Origin of the sequence: Luteibacter jiangsuensis (genome assembly GCF_030812295.1) — a bacterium.
GTDB lineage: Bacteria > Pseudomonadota > Gammaproteobacteria > Xanthomonadales > Rhodanobacteraceae > Luteibacter > Luteibacter jiangsuensis_A.
Genome location: NZ_JAUSSK010000003.1, coordinates 644961 through 662851, shown reverse-complemented (window position 1 = coordinate 662851; position 17891 = coordinate 644961). Strand labels below are relative to the sequence as shown.

The window sequence follows — 17891 nt, the reverse complement described above, 5'->3', positions numbered from 1 at the left end:
AAGGTCGGCTCCCACCAGGCAGGCCGACGCACGCTGGTGGGAGCCGACCCTGTCGGCGATTCAATCCGGCCTCAAGCGACCGGCGTGGCCCGCACCAGGTACTGCACGCTGAAGCGGCGCGCCTCGTCCATCCACACTTTTTCCACCGACAGTCCCGCCTTGTGCGCCATCTGGGCGAAATCGTCCAGTGAATACTTGCAGCTGTACTCCACGTGCATCGCCTCGTCTTCGCGGAAGGCGAAGGTATCGTGGCCCACGTGCACGTCCTGGCGCTTCGTGCTCACCAGGTCGGTCTCGATGCGACCGGCCATCGCGTTATAGCGCGCACGATGCCGGAAGCCGTCGATGTCGAAGTCAGCACCGATCTCGCGGTTCAACCGCACCAGCATGTTCAACGTAAAGTCGCGGGTGACGCCTGCGGCATCGTTGTACGCCGCCTCGATCTCGGCGGCGTCCTTCTTCAGATCCACGCCGACGATGATGCCACCGCCATCGCTCATCTCCGCGCGCATCTGGCGCAAGATGCGGACGGCGTCCTTGGTTTCGAAATTGCCGATGGTGGAACCGGGGAAATAGATCGCCGTACGACGGGGCGAGCGCGTTGCGACGGGAAGACGCAACGGTTGGGTGAAATCGGCGCAGACTGGCTGCATCGGTACGCTTGGAAAACGTGTCGCCAGGTCGGCCACGCTTTCCATCAAGGCGGTGCGGGAGATTTCCACTGGCACGTAGGCCACCGGGGCGCGCAGGTGTTCGAGCAGCATGCGCGTCTTGATGCCGCTGCCGCTGCCGTATTCCACCAGGCGGACGTCGGGGCCCAGGGTGTCCGCGATGTCACCCGCATGCTCGCGCATGATCGCGATCTCGGTACGGGTGAGGTAATACTCGGGTTGCTCGCAGATGGCTTCGAACAACGCGGAGCCGCGCTCGTCGTAGAACAGGCGCGAGGGAAGTCGTTTCGGTTTCGCGGCAAGGCCGCGGCGAACGGTCTCGAGGGTATCCTCGACATCCGGATGACGGTCATCGACGCGGATGTCTTTCGGTTGAGCGCTCATCGATCGTTTCCAAGTCGTATCCCCGCGAACTGCCAACGGGCGTGGGGAGGAAAGAAATTTCGGTACGTCGCACGAATATGGTCAGCGGGAGTGGCGCAGGATCCGCCTCGTAACACCCATTGGCCATTCATGAACTTCCCGTTGTATTCGCCCAGTGCGCCAGCCAGCGGCCGGAAGCCCGGGTAACTGACATAGGGGCTCATCGTCCATTCCCAAACGTCACCGTACATCTGTCCGAGCGTCGTCTCGAACGATGTGGCACGGGGTTGGAACACACCGTTGTCCTGAAGGTTCCCACGCACGGGAAGTTCCGACGCCATCGTTTCCCACTCCACTTCCGTGGGCAGACGAGCGCCGGCCCAGCGCGCGAATGCGTCGGCCTCGAAGTAACTCAGATGGCATACGGGCGCATGAGGATCGATCTCGCGGCGGCCGTGCAAGGTGAATTCGGTCTCGAGGGCATCGTCCCAGTACAAAGGCCGGAACCAGTGTTCCTCCTGCACCCTCGCCCAGCCATCGGAAAGCCAGAGCAGCGGATCGCGATATCCGCCGTCACGCACGAAAGCCATGTATTCGGCATTGGTCACGGGTCGATTGGCGATCGCCCCCGCCTGCCGATACGCGCGGTGCCGCGGCCCTTCGTTATCGAAGGCGAAGCCGGTCCCTTCATGACCGATCTTCACCACGCCTTCGTCGAAGGGAACATGGCGCAACGGCTGCGCGACGACGGGAACCGCATGCGCGATCTCCGGTGCATATGCAGGTTCCAACGGGTTCTGGGCGAACGCGTGCTTGATATCGGTAAGCAGCAGCTCCTGATGCTGCTGTTCGTGCTGAACACCCAGTTCGATCAACGAAGGCAGCATGGCGTCGTCGCCGCGCACGATGCGCTCCGCGACCGCCTCGTCGACGCGGCCCCGGTACGCCAGCACCTCGTCGAGGCCCGGCCGGGTCAACATGCCGCGATGGGGCCGGGCATGCATCGGCCCCACCGACTGGTAGTAGGAATTGAACAGGTAATGCCATTCGGGATGGCGCGGTTCGTAATCCGCGTCGCGGCCCAGCACGAAATGTTCGAAGAACCAGGTCGTATGGGCCAGGTGCCACTTGGCCGGGCTGGCGTCGGGCATGGACTGTATGACGGTGTCTTCCGGCGAAAGCGGCGCCGCCAATTCCGTGCTGCGCCGCCGAATCCTGAGGAAGCGATGGGCGAGGTCCGAGCCGGCCTCGGGGGCAATATCGAGGCCGAGCGTGGGCGTGCTCATGCATGGGTTCCTGTGCAAGGGACGGTCGCCACTGACATTCGCGAACGATGCCCGAGCAAACGTTCAACGAATGTGAGCGGACCCTGCCGGCGGCTTAACGGCAGGTGCATCGATCCCGCATAAACTCTCGCCTCCACGCCCGTTCGGGCTTAACGTGGAAGTCCCACTCCGAGGGTATGGCCATGAACCTCCGCTACCTGCTCGCCGCCTCCCTGCTCGTCACCGCCAGCGTCCACGCCGAAGGCTCCGGTGCGCCTCCGCAGGCGCGGAAGGAACTGCCTTTCGCCGACTGCCTGCGCACCGACCGCATCAACGAATGGAACGTGATCGACGACCACACCATCACCGTGCGCAACGGGCCCAACCACTTCCTGGTCAAGACGACCGTGGCCTGCCCGCGCATGGATCTTGGCGGCGGCATCCACTTCCGCGCCTCGGAGAGCGACAAGGCCGTCGGTTCCATGCGCATCTGCGGCGGCATCAACGAGCAGATCGTCCGCCGCGACGATCCCCCGTGCCAGATTCAGTCCGTGCAGACGATCGACAAGACCGAGTTCGACAAGCTCGCGAAGAAGGCCAAGCGACATGGCTCAGGAGCGGAGCCGAACGGCATGGTGCCGTAAACAAAAGAGCCCGGCCAATGGCCGGGCTCTTTGTGTCGGGACCAGGATCCGCGAAGTCGATCAATAACCGTCGTCGCGGATGTAGCGCGTGCCGCCGTAGCCGTCATCGACGTAGGTCGTCGTGGTGGTGACCCGGCGGGTGACGACCGGAGCGTCTTCGTAGACGACCGTGGCCGGGCGGCTGTAGTAGACCGGACGATCGTAAACGACCGTACGCGGCGCCGTGGCGTTGGCGACCAGGCCGACGACCGCACCGGCCACAATGGCACCGGCGATCCAGCGGCCTGCGCTGTCGTAGTGGCCACGGCCATAATAACCGCCACCATGGTAGCCATAGCCACCGTGATAGCCGTAACCGCCATGGTAGCCGCCGCCGTAGTAGCCGTGCCCGCGGGCAAACGCGCTCGGCGCGAAAGCCATCAGACCCGCAGCGGCGATGGCGAGAGCCGACTTGACGAACGTACCTTTCATGACAGTTACCTCCGGGTGTTGGACGCAGATTCGCGCTCCGGCACTGAATCCGGACTGAAGTTTTTTCGACCCGCCGTTCACGTTTGCCACGGATTCACGAACGGCTTCCGGAGCAGCCAGCAGCCATGGATGTCGTGACGCCGGGCGAAGTCGAACGGAATGCTCGGTGCGCTCCAGTCTTCGATGGAGAAATGGGGTTCCAGGGCCGCCCGGTCAAGCTGGAAGCGGCGATAATTGTTCGAAAAAACAATGACCCCATCGGGCAACAGCCGCTCGGCGCATAGCAGCAGCAGCTTCACGTGGTCGCGCTGGACGTCGAAGTCGTCGGCCTTCTTGGAATTGGAGAAGGTCGGCGGATCCACGTAGATCAAGCCGTATTGCATCGAACGGCTCTGCAGGAAGGTCAGCGAATCCTCCTGGACCAGGCGGTGCCGGTTCCCGGTGAAGCCGTTCAGGGCCAGGTTGCGCGAGGCCCAGTCCAGGTAGGTACCCGAGAGATCGACCGTGGTGGTGTCGCGGGCGTCACCGGCGGCGGCATAGACGCTGGCGGTGCCCGTGTAGGCGAACAGGTTCAGGAAATGCTTGCCGGCTGCGAGTTCACGGATCTTCGCCCGGACCAAACGATGATCGAGGAACAGGCCCGTATCGAGGTAGTCGGTCGGGTTGATCAGGAAGGACAGGCCTCCTTCATGGACCTCGACGAACTCGCCCTTCTGGTCGAACTGGCCGTACTTGGAGCCCCCCTTGCCACGCTCGCGCGTCTTCACCGCGATGCGCTCCCGGGGGATGGCCAGGACCTCGCCCGCCACGCGCACGATCTCGCGCATGCGCAGGCGTGCGACGTCCACGGGTACATCCTGTGGCGCCTTGTATTCCTGGATGTGCAGCCAGTTCTCGTAGACGTCGATGGCCGCCGCGTATTCGGGAAGGTCCTGGTCGTAGGCGCGCCAGCAGGTGATGCCCTCGCGGGCCAGGCGCTTGCGCAGGTGGCGGACGTTCTTCTCCAGCCGGTTCTTCAGCATCTGCGCGCCTTCGGACAAAGGCTTCGCCTCGCGCGGCGCCTCGTCCCGGGCGCGCAGGGAGAACGTCAGCAGCGGGGTCTCCAGCGCACCGTTGAACAAGGCGTAACGCTTGTCCGGGCTCAGGCGCAATGCGCGGCCCAGTTCCTCGTCCCCGGACAACACGGCGGCGCGCCAGCCACCGAAGCGATCCTTCAGCGCCTGGCCCAGGTCGCGGTAAAGCGCGGGCAGTTCGGCGCGATCGCCCAGGCGCTCACCGTAGGGAGGATTGGTGATGACCAGGCCCAGCGGCGTTTCCGGCGGCGGCTCCACGTGGGCGGCGTCGCGACGGTCCAGGTGGATGAATCCCGCGACACCCGCGCTCTGCGCATTGCGCTTGGCGGTCTGCACCATGTGCGGGTCCGAGTCGCTGCCGAAGAACACGGGGCGCAGCGCCCGCAGGCCTTCTTCGGCGCGCGCCTTGGCCTCGTCGTAGATGCCGCGCCACAGGGTGTAGTCGTGTTTCCGCCAGCCCAGGAAGCCGTAGTAGTCGCGGCGCAGCCCGGGCGCCACGTCGGCGGCCATCAGTGCACCTTCGATCAACAAGGTACCCGAGCCGCACATCGGGTCGACAAGCGCGCCACCTTCGGCGTAGATGCGCGGCCACTGGCCACGAACCAGCATCGCCGAGGCGAGGTTTTCCTTCAGCGGCGCCTCGCCCTGCTGCTCGCGCCAGCCACGGCGATGCAGGGGCAGGCCGGAGAGGTCGATGGACAGCGTGGCGCGGTCACGACGCAGGCGCACATTCACGCGCACGTCCGGTTCCTCCGGATCCACGTCGGGCCGCGCGCCGCTGGCGGCACGGAACTGGTCGACGATGGCGTCCTTGGTCTTCAGTGCGATGAACTGGCTATGCGTGAGCTTGCTCTGCGCGGTATTGGCATCGACCGCCAATGTCCCATGCGGGGCGAGATGTTCGGCCCAGTCGATGGCCTGCACACCGGCGTAAAGCGCCTCCGGGTCGGCGGCGTCGAATTCGGCCAGCGGCAGCAGCACCCGGCTAGCCATGCGCGACCAGAGGCAGGCGCGGTAGGCCGTCTCGATGGTGCCGGTGAACGACACACCGGCCAGCGCCTCGCGCACGTCGCCGGCGCCCAGGGCGATGAGTTCGTCCTTGAGCAGGTATTCCAGCCCTTTCGGACAGGTGGCGAAGAAGGCGCTCATGCCAGCCCGCCCAGGAAGCGGCGAAATTCAGCTTCGATGTCCGGTAGCGTCGCGCCCAGGCGATGGTCGTCGTGGACCAGCAGGGCGGGCATGGCGTGGCCGCGGGCGAAGGCGAGCGCCTCGTCGAGCGGGCATACATCGTCCGCATAGCCATGCACGAGGAACGAGGACACACCCGGCCGGGCGGCGAACGCCCGGGGATAACCGGGGATGCGCGCTGGCAAGGCAAGCAGGAACAGTCCGGCGATCGGTGCCTCCAACGAGGCCAGGCCGGAAACGAAGGCGCCCATGCTCGAACCGACCAGCACCGGGGGCTGCGGCGAAGCGGCGATGGCGGCGGCCAACCGGGCGAGGCGGGGATCGACCGAACCCGCATGGCCGAGTACGTCGTCCTCACGGTAATCGGGCCGCGCCGTCGTCCAGCCGAGCGTTTCGGCCAGGGTGGCGAGCGCGCTGACCTTGGTGGCGTCGGGACCGGAATCGGAACCGTGGGAAAGGATGATGTGGCCGCGCATGGCGGTCTCCGTACGCGGAATGACCGCCTATGTTATCAAAGCGGCATGATCGACATCCTTCACGCCCCCCTGCCCTACGAGTCCGTCCTCCCCCAGCGGGAACCCGGGTCCATCGACCTCGTGGTGATCCACTGCACGGAACTGCCCGACCTGGCCATGGCCCGCGAGTACGGCGAACGCGTGCTCCACGACTCCGGCGCGGGCAACAGCGGCCATTACTACATCGACCGCGACGGCTCGGTGCTTTGCTACGTGGACCCCCTGCGCGTGGCCCACCACACCCGCGGCTACAACCCGCGATCGATCGGCATCGAGTTGGTGAACACCGGCCGCTACCCCGACTGGTTCCACTCCGCGCGGCAGACCATGACCGAGCCCTACCCGGAACGCCAGATAGCTGCCTTGCGCGCCCTGCTCGACCACCTCGTGGAGCGCTTCCCCTCGCTGCGCCACATCGCCGGCCACGAGGACCTCGACACGGCCCTGGTGCCCGCCAGTGACGACCCCGAGAACGAGGTGCCACGCAAGCGAGACCCGGGTCCGCAGTTCCCCTGGGCCAGGGCGTACGACGCGGGACGATTGGGCCGGCTGGCCGGCTAGCCCCGTTATACTGGCCGCCCATCGCGCCACCGCTTACCAGGATCCCCATGTCGGACAACCATGTCGGCGAACTCGTCGAGCTGATCGAACTCGAACGCCTGGAGGACAACCTCTTCCGTGGCCAGAGTCGCGACATCGGCACCCGCTTCGTCTTCGGCGGCCAGGTGCTCGGCCAGGCGCTGTCAGCCGCGCAACGCACGGTGGACCCGAAGCGCGAGGCGCATTCCCTGCATGCCTATTTCCTGCGCGCCGGCGACATCAACGCACCGATCGTCTACAGCGTGGAACGCACGCGTGACGGAGGCTCGTTTTCATCGCGCCGCGTCGTCGCGATCCAGCACGGCCAGCCGATCCTCAACGGTTCCATTTCGTTCCAGGAACCGGAAGAAGGATACGAACACCAGATGTCGATGCCGGAAGTCCCCGCGCCAGAGGACGTCGAGCCAATGCCGGCCATGTCGCTCGAACAGTTGGGCCGCCTGCCGGAGAAGACCCAGCGCTGGCTGGGCATCGACGGGCCTTTCGAGTTCCGCCATGTCTGGCCACGCGACGAATTGCGCCCGGCCAAGCGGCCGCCCTACCAGCACATCTGGTTCCGTCTCACCGCGCCGATCGACGACACCTTGTCGTTGCACCAGGCGCTGCTCGCCTACGCATCGGACTTCCACCTGATCGGCACGGCGACCCTGCCGCACGGCATTTCCTATCTCACCCGCAACATGCAGATGGCCAGCCTGGACCACGCGCTGTGGTTCCACCGTCCATTCCGCATCGACGAATGGCTGCTGTACTCCTTCGACAGCCCGACCTCGCAGGGTGCGCGTGGCCTTGCGCGCGGCATGATCTACACCCGCGACGGCATCCTCGTGGCATCCACCGCACAGGAAGGCCTGATCCGCGTCCGACCGGATTGATGACGTGAACATCGAGCTACGGCACCTGCGCTATTTCATCGCCGTTGCCGACGAGCTCCATTTCAGCCGCGCCGCCGAGCGACTGGGCATCTCCCAACCACCGCTCAGCCAGCAGATCCAGGACCTGGAAAGCACGCTCGGCGTGCGCCTTCTACGCCGGACCAACCGGCGCGTCGAACTCACCGACGCAGGAAGGGCTTACCTCGACGCCGCGAAAGACATCGTCGCGCGCGTGGACGATGCCGGAGACATGGCGCGCCGCGCCGAACGCGGCGAGATCGGCGAATTACATGTGGGCTTCACCCGCAGCACGCCGCTGATCGAGCGTTTTCCACGGGCGATCCGCGCGTTCCGCGACACCTATCCGTCGGTACGGCTGGTACTGCAGGAACGCAACACGCTTCAGCAGATCGAATGCCTGCTCGGCGATCGCCAGCAGCTGGGGCTGATTCGGGGCGCCGTGCTTCCCGCGCCCCTCGTTGCACGCAAGCTGGTGGACGATCCGCTGGTCGCCGTGATTCGCGCCGACCATCCACTGGCACGGCGCACGCGTGCGAAGTTGCACATGGAAGAACTCTCCGACGAGAACTTCATCGTATTCACCCGCGCGGCGGGCACCGGCATCCACGACCAGCTGTTGACGATGTGCCGCAACGCGGGCTTCTCGCCGCGCATCTCGCAGGAGGCCGGGGAATCGTCGACCATGATCGGCCTGGTCGCCGCGGGCATGGGCGTGGCGGTGTTGCCGGAATCGATGCGCCACGTGCAAGTGGATGGCGTGGCCTACGTCACCATCGACTCGCCCGACGCGGCGAGCGCCCTGCACCTCGCGCACCGCCGCGACGACGCGTCGCCACTAGTAAAAGCCTTTATGGAACTGATGCTAAAGGCGTGAGCCTGCGCAGCTTCAGCGCGATGCCGAGGCCAAGCAATACAAGTGCCGCGACATAACCCGCGACACCGCTCCAACCGGCGTGAGTCCACGCGATGCCACCCAGCGAGCCGGCGATGCTGGAGCCCATGTAGTACGAGAACAGGTAGAAGGACGAGGCATGCGCCTTGGCCGAAGGCGCGCGATTGCCGACCCAGCTGCTCGCGATGGAATGCCCGCCGAAGAAACCGAAGGTCATCACGGCGATACCGGCCACGATGGCCCAGAGCGACCCGCTCGCCGTCAACACCACACCGGCCAGCATCATCACCAAGGTGGACCAGAGCACACGGCGGCGGCCGAGTTTTCCCGCGATCGAACCGATCCACGCCGAACCAATGACGCCGACCAGATAGACCATGAAGATCGCCCCCACATGGGACTGAGAGAGCGAGAATGGCGGTGCGAGCAAGCGGTAGCCCACGTAGTTGTAGATGGTGACGAAGGCACCCATCAGCAGGAAGCCTTCCGCGAACAGCCACGGCAAACCCTTGTCATGCCATAACGTACCGAACGCCTCCGCCAGCGCGCGCGGATGGGCGCGACGCTTCTGGAAATGCAGCGAAGGCGGCAATCCACGCGCCACGAGGAACGCCGCGACCAGGCCCAGGACACCGATCATGCCGACAGCCACGCGCCACGACGCATGATCCGCCGCCAATCCGGAGAGGATGCGCCCGCTCATGCCGCCGATGGCGTTGCCGCCGATATAGAGGCCCATCGCATAACCGATCGATTCGCCGTGGACTTCTTCGCTCAGGTAGGTCATCGCCACGGCGGGGAGGCCTGCCAACGTGAGACCGAGCATCGCGCGCAACACCAGCAGCGATGTCCAGTTCGGCGCCATCGCGGTCAACAGCACGAGTATCGACGAGCCCAACAGCGACACCAGCATGATGGGCTTGCGCCCCCATGCATCCGACATCGCACCGGCGAACAGCATGCCCACGGCCATGACACCAGTGGTAAGCGAGAGCGACAGGCTGCTGGCGGCCGCGTCCACGTTGAAGGCGCGGGAGAACGCGGGCATCAGGGGTTGCACGCAGTAGAGCAGCCCGAATGTCGCGAAGCCCGAGGAAAACAAAGCCAGATTGGTGCGCCGAAAAGCCGGTGTGCCATGACGAATGCGTCGATCCACGAGCACCGCTGGCGCGACGGACGATGAGCCGTCCACGGGAACCTCCAGGGAATGAGCCATACGAAAAGGCTAATCCCTGAATTGAGTCGAATCGATACAGCGAAAGCTCCGATTCGATATGTTTTAAGTATGACTAGATCGGGCGGCAGCCTATCGAAATCCGGCACCCTGGTGGGAGCCGACCTTGTCGGCGATCCCGCGGCAGCGGGCGAGGTTTCGGAGAGCACCCATCGCCGACACGTCGGCTCCCACAAGAGCGGCTGTCACTGAACCAGGCCAGCAAGGGAAGTGGGTCAGCGAGCGATGCTTCCGCTCGCCCCGCCATCCCACTGCACCGCCGACGCGAGTTCCTCGTTCGTCAACGCCAGTTCGCCCCCATCCTCCACCATCTTGACCGCCACCACGCGCTCGCCGTGCCGCGATAACTCGGAACCTCCCGCTGCGGTCAACGCCTGCATCCGACTCTCGTCCGTGGCGAGCAAGACCAGCAGGGTTTTCGATCCCGCCATGAAGCAGACGCCACTGGTCGCACCCGACTGCGCCAGTTCCGCCGACTCCAGCGGCACGGCTCGCACCTTGCCAGCCCAGCGCGGTGGTGCGACGAAGGTGTACCCCGCCGCCTCGTCGCGCCAGACGAAGCGCTTCATCGGGTCGGGGGCCGGCGCGGGCTGGCCGTGGGTGCCGGGCGGAGGTGTGGCGGCCGCGATCGCGGGCAGGCCAAGCAGCAAGGCGAGAACGACGGTTTTCATGGCCAGGTCTCCGTGAGGACACCCCAGCCTACGCCGTATCCGTTACCTCGGCGTCAAGCGCCGCGCCCTGTATCGCGATCGTCGACTGGCGCGGCCTCCTTTCCACTGACCCATGCGAACAGGCCGATACCGACGATGATGGCGATGGCTCCCGTCGCGGCCAGGGCGCCAGGAATCGCTTCGCCGAGGAAAACCGCACCAATCGCGGTGGCAAACAACAATTCAGCCGCCTGCATCGCCTCGACGGCGGCCAGGGCCGTCGGTTGCCGGCCGACCCGCTCCGTGGCGTGGAAGAACAACACGGTGGCAATCACGCCCGACGACAAGGCCACGCCACTCGCCAGCAGCACTTCGCGCAGCGTCGGCGGTCCGATGGTCATCCCGGTCAGGACGAACAACACGAGCCATAGCGGCCAGCTCGCCAGGGTCATCCCGAACACACGCTGCACCGCCCCGAGTTTCGTGCCGCTGCGCTCCAGGTGAAGCAGGATCTTCCGGTTGCCTAGTGGGTAAGCGAAGGCGGCGAAGACCACCGCGCCCACCGCCAGCCACGCGGAGGCGTCCAGCGCACCGTGCGCATGACCGAACTGCAGGAGCATCACGCCGATCACGATCAGTGCACCGATCGCCAGCGCGCCCCCATGCCAGCGCGCACGCTCGTCGCGATAAATGAAGGGAGCCATCAACGGGCCAGCGAGGACGGTCACCTGGAAGCTGCCCGCGACGAGCCACGACGGACCACTGCTTGCCGCCCAGGTCAGCGGCACACCGAAGAACACGAAGCCGACCGTGCTCCAGCCGAGCCATGTCCGCGCATGCGAACGCAATTCGTGAGGCAGGTTGCCCAGCCCGCCCTGAAACGGCAACACGGCGGCCAGCAACGGCAACGTGACGATGTAGCGGAGGATCACCGCCCACTGCCAATGGCCACCGCCACTGACGACGGCACGATTCAGGACATAGGTCAGCGTGAAGAACAGCGCCGAGAGCAGCGCGATCGCCACGGCGGTGAGTGCGTTGGAGCGCATCAGCCGATGGCTTCCATGTGCGTCAACAACAGCCGAAGGCTTTCCCTGCCCTGCCAGTCGTTGACGGAAAGCTCGTAGGCCACGCGCATGCGCGCCGGTGGCGGCGTTCCGTCGTAGCAGTTGAACATCACGGCATCGAGCGGCGCTCCGCCCTGTTCGTGGCGCAATTGCAAGCGAAGGTGGCGGCCACCCATCGGCTTCCACGAGGCGCATTCGACACGCGCCTCGAAGAGGGGTGGCGGAAAGCCCTGCCCCCATGGCCCGGCATGGCGCAGCTGCTTCGCGAGATCGAGGGTATGGTCGCGGTAATCGAGTTCGCCGTCGGTATGGACGAGGGCTTGCAGCCGCTCGTCATCCAGGTGCGCGCGCGCCGTCGCGTCGAAGGCGGCGGCGAAACGCTCGAAGTCACGGGCCTGCAAGCTCAGGCCGGCAGCCATCGCGTGCCCGCCGAAACGAAGGATCAGTCCGGGATGTTTCGCGTCGATTTCGGCCAGGGCGTCGCGAATGTGAAAGCCGGGAATGGAGCGGGCCGAGCCCCGAAGCTCATTCGTAGCGTCGCCCGCGGGTGCGAAGGCGAGCACGGGACGATGCAGCTTCTCCTTCAACTTGGACGCCACCAGGCCGACAATGCCCGCGTGCCAGCCAGGGTCGAACAGGGCGACACCCACGGCATCCACGTGCGCCGCCCGCGCGACCATGGTCTCGGCTTCCTCGACCATCCCCGCCTGCATCTCGCGGCGCTCCTGGTTGATCGCTGAAAGTTGTTCGGCGTAGCGCCTTGCGATGCCGGGATCGTCGGTGATCAGGCAGGCGACACCCAGCGACATGTCTTCGAGGCGACCGGCGGCGTTGAGTCGCGGGCCGATGGCGAAGGCCAGGTCGGTCGCTCCCACGGTCGCCAGCGAGCGTCCGCTGGCTTCGATGAGCGCCGTGATACCCGCACACGCCTTGCCTGCGCGCATGCGCTTCAGGCCCGCGTCGACCAGGACGCGGTTGTTGAAATCCAGCGGCACGAGATCGGCCACGGTACCGAGCGCGACCAGATCCAGCAGCACGCTCAGATCCGGCTCGCCGTTGGGAAAATGGCCTGCGTCACGCATGGAAGCGCGGATGCCCAACAGCAGATAGAACATGACGCCGACGCCCGCGAGCGCCTTGCTCGGAAAACCGTCACCGGCGAGGTTGGGATTCACCATGGCGTCGGCTTCGGGCAGCGTGTCGCCCGGCAGGTGGTGATCGGTGATCACCACCGCGATACCGCGCGCGCGCGCCGCGGCCACGCCGGTGACGCTGGCCACGCCGTTGTCGACGGTCACGATGACATCGGGTGTCGGGTCGAGCGACGCCACCAGCGCTTCACTCAGGCCGTAGCCGTGCACGAAGCGATTCGGCACCACGTGGCTCACATGGCGCGCTCCGAGCAGGCGGAGACCGCGTTCGGCCACCGCCGTGCCGGTGGCACCGTCGCAGTCGTAGTCGCCGGCGATGACGATGCGCTTGTCCTCGGCGATGGCGCGCATGAGCAAGGCAACGGCATGATCCATGCCACCGAGCAGGTTGGGCGACAGCATCCGCGCCAGTCGATGCTCGGCACCGTCCGGCGTGCATACGCCACGTGCGGCATAGATGCGCTGGATCACCGGGTGGACGTGAGTTGGCCAGCCGCTCGGCGCGGCGACGACGGTGCGCTGGCGCCAAGCCCTCGCGGTCATGCCTTGCGCCAGAAACGAAGGCGGTGGCTCTTGCGTAACACCATGCGCACGCCATCGGCGAAGGCGAGGCGAATCTCGGTGCCTGCCGTGAGATGCGCCTCGATCGCGGGCCACCAGTCGCGCTCGAAATCGGTCGGCTGGATGTCCTGCAAGTCGAGCAGGCTGTATGTGGGAGCCGCTTCAGCGGCGATGGCTGGGTTGCCGCGAGCACCCTTCGCCGCTGAAGCGGCTCCCACAGGGGCGACTCCTGTATGGGCGGCTCCTGCTCGAGCGGCTTCTACGTGAGCCGAGGGGGCGAACATCGTGCGCGACTGGACGTCCACGTTCGCGCGGTGGGCCAGGGCCCAGGCGAGCAGATCGTCACTGTAGATGCGCGTCAAGCCGCATTCGACCCACTCGGGAAGCGCACCGGGACCCCACAGCCATACGCTGTTTACGGGAGGCAAGCCCTGCGCCACACGCGTGCGGTTCACCGGGTGGTTGTGCAAGACCACTTGCGCTTCGTTGATCAAGGCGCGCCAGCGACGGCCTTCCTCGCCCTTGGGCAACTGCTCGAAGAGATCGGCGCCAAGCGCATCCTCCGGCTCGGGAAAGGAAGGCACCTCGACGTAGCTCGGCAGGCGCAGCTGCCAGTGTTGCGCATCGCCGACCAGGAGGCTCATTCCCTCCGCCTCGAAGGTTTCGGCAAGCGCGTCGACCAGGCTCTTCGAATCCTCCACGCTCAAGCCGAGGTTGCCGCAGGCTAGCAGGCGGGCGCCGTTGAGTTCCGGCTGCACCCACGCGGGATCGGCAGACAGCCACAGGGCGCCACCGGCGTCGCCAGCCACCGACTGGCGGATCAGGGCGGCCGCGGGCAATGGGCCGTGCGGCCAGCGGAAGTGTTCCGATAGTGCGACGAGGTAGCCCGGCACCGCCGCTGGCAACGTCGTTCCGCGTGCCAGCCAACTCGCGAAAGGAGGAACGCCGCCAACCTTGTCGCGTCCCGGCAACAGTACATGGAGGACGGCGCTCATACTCATGCCTCGATCTGTTCGAGCAGTTCGAGCCATTCCGCTTCGAGCGTTTCCTTATCGCCACGCAGCTCGGTCTGGCGCTGGCCGAGCTTCATCAGTTCGGCCGTTGGGCCGCCATACACGGCCGGATCGGCCAACCTGCCTTCGATCATGCCGAGTTCCTTGTCCATGCTTTCGATCAACGCCTCGATCTTCTTCACCCGCGCGCGTAACGGCTTTTCCTTCTCGCGGTCCTCGGCACTGAGCTTGCGCTTCTCCTTCGCCGACTCCTGCACGGGCGCGTCGGCCGGCGCGGAGGCCACGGCCGCCGTCTTGCGTGTGGTGGCGCGACTGCGCAGCCACTTCGCGTAGTCATCGAGGTCGCCGTCGAACGGCTCCACCTTGCCATCAGCCACGCGCCAGAACTCGTCGCAAACCATGCCGAGAAGGTGGCGGTCATGCGAGACCAGCACCAGCGCGCCATCGAATGCCGCGAGCGCATCGGCGAGTGCTTCACGCATGTCGAGGTCGAGATGGTTGGTCGGTTCGTCGAGCAGCAGGAGATTCGGCTTGTCCCACGCAATCAGGGCGAGTGCGAGACGCGCCCGTTCTCCACCGGAGAATGCGTCCACCGGCTCGAAAGCACGATCCGCCGGAAAGTTCCAGGTGCCGAGGTAGTCGCGCAGCACCTGCGCGCCGGCATTGGGTGCCTTTTCCTGCAGATGGTCGAAGGGGCTCGCACCTTCACGCAGGCTTTCGACCGTGTGCTGGGCGAAGTAGCCGATCTTCGTGTCCTTGTGGATGCCGCGCTCACCGACCAGCGGCGCGAGTTCACCGACCAGCGACTTCACCATCGTCGACTTACCGGCGCCGTTCGGACCCAGCAGGCCGATACGGTCACCGGATTCCAGCCCGAAGGCGATGTCGTGCAGGACGACGTGGTCCCCGTAGCCCGCATCCACGTGATCCAGTTGCAGCATCGAGGTCGGTAGCCGGTCGGGCGTCGGGAACGAGAAGCTGAAGGAACGCTCGGCGCGCACCGCCTCGGTGCCTGCCATTTTTTCCAGGCGCTTCATGCGCGACTGTGCCTGCTTGGCCTTGCTGGCCTTGGCCTTGAAGCGATCGATGAAGGATTGCAGGTGCGCCCGCTCGGCCTTCTCGCGCTCGTGCGCGATCTGCTGCTGGCGCAGATGTTCGGCGCGCTGGCGTTCGAAAGCACTGTAGTTGCCCGTATAGAGCTTGGCGGTGCCGTCGTGCAGGTGCATCGTGTGCGAGATCACGCCGTCGAGGAATTCGCGGTCGTGGGAGATGATCAGCAGCGTGCCCGGATAGCGGCGCAGCCATTCCTCCAGCCAGAGTACGGCGTCGAGGTCGAGGTGGTTGGTGGGCTCGTCGAGAAGGAGCAGGTCGGACGGTGCCATCAGGGCGCGGGCAAGGTTGAGGCGCACGCGCCAGCCACCCGAGAACGAAGACACCGGCCGCTCATGGGTTTCGGGTGCGAAGCCGAGGCCATGCATGAGCCGGCCGGCGCGGGCACGCGCGTCGTAGCCATTCACTTCCTCGATGCGCATGTGCGCGGCGGCCACGGCCTCGTGGTCCTCGGCGGCGAACGCGTCCGCTTCGGCCTTGAGGGCGGCGGCCACTTCCACGTCGCCGCCCAGGACGTATTCGATCGCCGGGTCGGGCAAGGCGGGAGTCTCCTGGGCCACGGAGGCGAGACGCACCTTCGACGGCATGTCCAGGTCACCCACTTCCGGCTCCAGCTCGCCCTTGAGCGCGGCGAACAGGGTGGACTTGCCACAGCCGTTGCGGCCGATGACGCCGAGGCTCCAGCCGGTCTGGATGGTGAGATCCATCTGCGACAACAAGGTACGGCTGCCCCGGCGCAGGGCGAGGTTGCGGAACGAGATCATGGATAGGCATGCAGGCGAGAGACGACTGCGCATGATAGCCGTCCCGCTCCGTCCGCGTCGCCGAAACGCGACGCAGCACACAAGCGCGAAGTCCGCCGGGCGCCGCCCATGGCGCACCCCGGGGCGATCTGCTACAACGGCGTCCTGCGCCGCATGGGGAGCGCGACGGAGCCATCATGAACACCTTCAAGCCTGTTTTCACCGCGATCGCGCTGGCGCTCGTGTCAGCCTCTTTGGCCCCATCCGTCCATGCCGGCGACACCCTGCTGATGCAGCGCGTGCAGCAGGAGCAGGCCATGAACCTGCCGAAGAAAGGCATGAGCATGGCCGAGGTGGAACGCCGCTTCGGCCAGCCCACCGCCAAGCTGGACTCCCGCGGTGGCGGAAGCCGCAAGCAGCCGGTGATCAACCGCTGGATGTATCCCGGCTATATCGTCTATTTCGAGCGCAGCCACGTCATCCACGCGGTGCTCAACACCCCGGCGGGCAACAACCTCAATCCTGCGAGTCCGAAGTAGCTCACAACCCTGCCGGCCTTGCAGGTTGGCAGGGCCGACACGGCCCGGTGGGAACCGACCCTGTCGGCGATAGGTGCTTGCCTCAGCGTGGCCCGCTGCCGCTGGGATCGCCGACAGGGTCGGCTCCCACCAGGCAGCGGTAACCGGGAAGCCTTACAATAGCCGGCTTCCCTCGCTGCCCTGTCCTCGCCATGACCGACCGCTCTTCCTACCGCCTGCCCGCCGAATGGGAACCGCAGGCCGGCGTGCTGATCGCGTGGCCGCACGCGGGCACCGACTGGGCCGACCGCCTGGACGGCGTCGAGACCACCTACATCGCCCTGGCCACCGCGGTGACCCGTTTCGAGCCGTTGCATATCGTGGTCGCCGATGCCGCCCTGCGCGAACGCGCCCGGGTGGCCATCGAAAAGGCCGGCGCCGACATGGCCCGCGTGCACTTCATCGAATTGCCCTACGACGACACCTGGCTGCGCGACTCCGGCCCGATCACGCTCACCGGCGCGGACGGCGTGCTGCTCAACGACTACCGCTTCACCGGCTGGGGTGGCAAGTTCGGTGCGGAGCAGGACGACGCGCTGATCTCGGGCCTGCTCGAGCGCGGCGTCCTGGCCGGCCTGCCACACAAGCGCATCGACTGGGCGCTGGAAGGTGGCGGCATCGAGAGCGACGGCCGCGGCACCATCCTCACCACCTGGAAGTGCCTGCACCAGCGCCATCCCGACCTTTCCCGCGAGACGATGACGGATACCCTGGCCACCACGCTGCACGCGGATCGCGTGCTGTGGCTGGAGCATGGCTATCTTGAAGGCGACGACACCGACGCCCATATCGATACCTTGGCGCGTTTCTCCGAGGACGGCGGCATCGTGTACCAGGCGTGCGACGACGACAGCGATCCGCATTTCGAGGAACTGGGCCAGATGGCCTCGGAACTGGCCGAGTTGAGGACGCTGGAGGACAAACCCTACCCGCTGCATCCGTTGCCGTGGGCCCGGCCGATCATCGATGAAGGCCGCCGCCTCGCGGCTTCCTACGCGAACTACCTGATCGTCAATGGCGCCGTGCTGGTGCCGGCCTATGGCGACCGTGTCGATGACGAGGCGGCGCGGATCATCGGGCTGGCGCATCCGGGCCGCGAAGTGGTCCAGGTGCCATGCCGTCCGTTGATCTGGCAGAACGGCAGCTTGCATTGCATCACCATGCAGCTGCCCTCGGCGATCACCCGGTAATCCACCCAAGCAAGCG

Annotated in this window: 17 protein-coding genes; 6 read left to right on the top strand and 11 right to left on the bottom strand. The window is 66.1% G+C overall.

Features of this window, described 5'->3' with window-relative positions; all coding sequences use genetic code 11:
* Positions 1 to 71: 71 nt before the first annotated feature.
* Positions 72 to 1055 carry an L-histidine N(alpha)-methyltransferase gene (gene egtD, locus J2T07_RS13065; protein ID WP_306850519.1) on the bottom strand — a complete coding sequence of 328 codons (984 nt, stop codon included), beginning with the start codon at positions 1053 to 1055 and terminating at the stop codon, positions 72 to 74.
* Positions 1052 to 2320 carry an ergothioneine biosynthesis protein EgtB gene (gene egtB, locus J2T07_RS13060; protein WP_306850518.1) on the bottom strand — a complete coding sequence of 423 codons (1269 nt, stop codon included), beginning with the start codon at positions 2318 to 2320 and terminating at the stop codon, positions 1052 to 1054. Before egtB ends, egtD begins: the two co-directional genes overlap by 4 nt.
* 182 nt (positions 2321 to 2502) lie before the next feature.
* Between egtB and J2T07_RS13055 the strand changes: the two genes are divergently transcribed.
* Positions 2503 to 2943, top strand: a complete 441-nt coding sequence (locus J2T07_RS13055) for a DUF6491 family protein (protein WP_306850517.1) — start codon at positions 2503 to 2505, stop codon at positions 2941 to 2943.
* Between the two features lie 60 nt (positions 2944 to 3003).
* On the opposite strand, the gene J2T07_RS13050 is transcribed toward J2T07_RS13055, so the two are convergent.
* The 3 genes from J2T07_RS13050 to J2T07_RS13040 all read right to left on the bottom strand — a co-directional run bounded on the left by J2T07_RS13050 (position 3004) and on the right by J2T07_RS13040 (position 6151).
* Positions 3004 to 3414, bottom strand: a complete 411-nt coding sequence (locus tag J2T07_RS13050) for a hypothetical protein (protein WP_306850516.1) — start codon at positions 3412 to 3414, stop codon at positions 3004 to 3006.
* 77 nt (positions 3415 to 3491) lie between these two features.
* A complete protein-coding gene (rlmKL, locus tag J2T07_RS13045; RefSeq protein WP_306850515.1) occupies positions 3492 to 5636 on the bottom strand; it encodes a bifunctional 23S rRNA (guanine(2069)-N(7))-methyltransferase RlmK/23S rRNA (guanine(2445)-N(2))-methyltransferase RlmL in 2145 nt (714 codons plus the stop codon).
* Entirely contained in the window at positions 5633 to 6151 is a 519-nt protein-coding gene (locus J2T07_RS13040; protein ID WP_306850514.1) for an alpha/beta hydrolase, read from the bottom strand. Before J2T07_RS13040 ends, rlmKL begins: the two co-directional genes overlap by 4 nt.
* 45 nt (positions 6152 to 6196) lie before the next feature.
* Here J2T07_RS13040 and J2T07_RS13035 point away from each other — a divergent pair, with 45 nt between their 5' ends.
* From J2T07_RS13035 to J2T07_RS13025, 3 genes are read left to right on the top strand one after another with little or no spacing between them, the layout of a single operon-like run.
* Positions 6197 to 6751, top strand: coding sequence for an N-acetylmuramoyl-L-alanine amidase (locus J2T07_RS13035; protein WP_306850513.1), 555 nt, complete (start codon positions 6197 to 6199; stop codon positions 6749 to 6751).
* A 47-nt stretch (positions 6752 to 6798) separates the two neighbouring features.
* Positions 6799 to 7665, top strand: coding sequence for an acyl-CoA thioesterase (locus J2T07_RS13030; protein ID WP_306850512.1), 867 nt, complete (start codon positions 6799 to 6801; stop codon positions 7663 to 7665).
* Between the two features lie 4 nt (positions 7666 to 7669).
* Positions 7670 to 8560, top strand: a complete 891-nt coding sequence (locus J2T07_RS13025; RefSeq protein ID WP_306850511.1) for a LysR family transcriptional regulator — start codon at positions 7670 to 7672, stop codon at positions 8558 to 8560.
* Here J2T07_RS13025 and J2T07_RS13020 read toward each other — a convergent pair.
* The 6 genes from J2T07_RS13020 to J2T07_RS12995 all read right to left on the bottom strand — a co-directional run bounded on the left by J2T07_RS13020 (position 8535) and on the right by J2T07_RS12995 (position 16128).
* A complete protein-coding gene (locus J2T07_RS13020; RefSeq protein WP_306850510.1) occupies positions 8535 to 9794 on the bottom strand; it encodes an MFS transporter in 1260 nt (419 codons plus the stop codon). The two genes, J2T07_RS13025 and J2T07_RS13020, sit on opposite strands and share 26 nt — an antisense overlap.
* 233 nt (positions 9795 to 10027) lie before the next feature.
* Complete coding sequence (locus J2T07_RS13015) at positions 10028 to 10483, bottom strand: hypothetical protein (RefSeq protein WP_306850509.1); 456 nt, start codon at positions 10481 to 10483, stop codon at positions 10028 to 10030.
* Between the two features lie 53 nt (positions 10484 to 10536).
* A complete protein-coding gene (locus J2T07_RS13010; RefSeq protein WP_306850508.1) occupies positions 10537 to 11511 on the bottom strand; it encodes a multidrug resistance efflux transporter family protein in 975 nt (324 codons plus the stop codon).
* Positions 11511 to 13223, bottom strand: coding sequence for a single-stranded-DNA-specific exonuclease RecJ (recJ, locus tag J2T07_RS13005; protein ID WP_306850507.1), 1713 nt, complete (start codon positions 13221 to 13223; stop codon positions 11511 to 11513). Before recJ ends, J2T07_RS13010 begins: the two co-directional genes overlap by 1 nt.
* Positions 13220 to 14236 (bottom strand): phosphoglycerate mutase, encoded by a 1017-nt coding sequence (locus J2T07_RS13000; protein WP_306850506.1) that lies wholly within the window; start codon positions 14234 to 14236, stop codon positions 13220 to 13222. Before J2T07_RS13000 ends, recJ begins: the two co-directional genes overlap by 4 nt.
* A gap of 2 nt (positions 14237 to 14238) precedes the next feature.
* On the bottom strand, positions 14239 to 16128 hold the full coding sequence (locus J2T07_RS12995) for an ABC-F family ATP-binding cassette domain-containing protein (protein WP_306850693.1): 1890 nt from the start codon (positions 16126 to 16128) through the stop codon (positions 14239 to 14241).
* Between the two features lie 176 nt (positions 16129 to 16304).
* Between J2T07_RS12995 and J2T07_RS12990 the strand changes: the two genes are divergently transcribed.
* Both J2T07_RS12990 and J2T07_RS12985 read left to right on the top strand, forming a co-directional pair.
* Positions 16305 to 16646 carry a hypothetical protein gene (locus tag J2T07_RS12990; protein WP_306850505.1) on the top strand — a complete coding sequence of 114 codons (342 nt, stop codon included), beginning with the start codon at positions 16305 to 16307 and terminating at the stop codon, positions 16644 to 16646.
* A 191-nt stretch (positions 16647 to 16837) separates the two neighbouring features.
* Positions 16838 to 17875: an agmatine deiminase family protein gene (locus tag J2T07_RS12985; protein ID WP_306850504.1), complete on the top strand. Its 1038-nt coding sequence runs from the start codon at positions 16838 to 16840 to the stop codon at positions 17873 to 17875.
* The last annotated feature ends 16 nt before the right edge of the window (positions 17876 to 17891 follow it).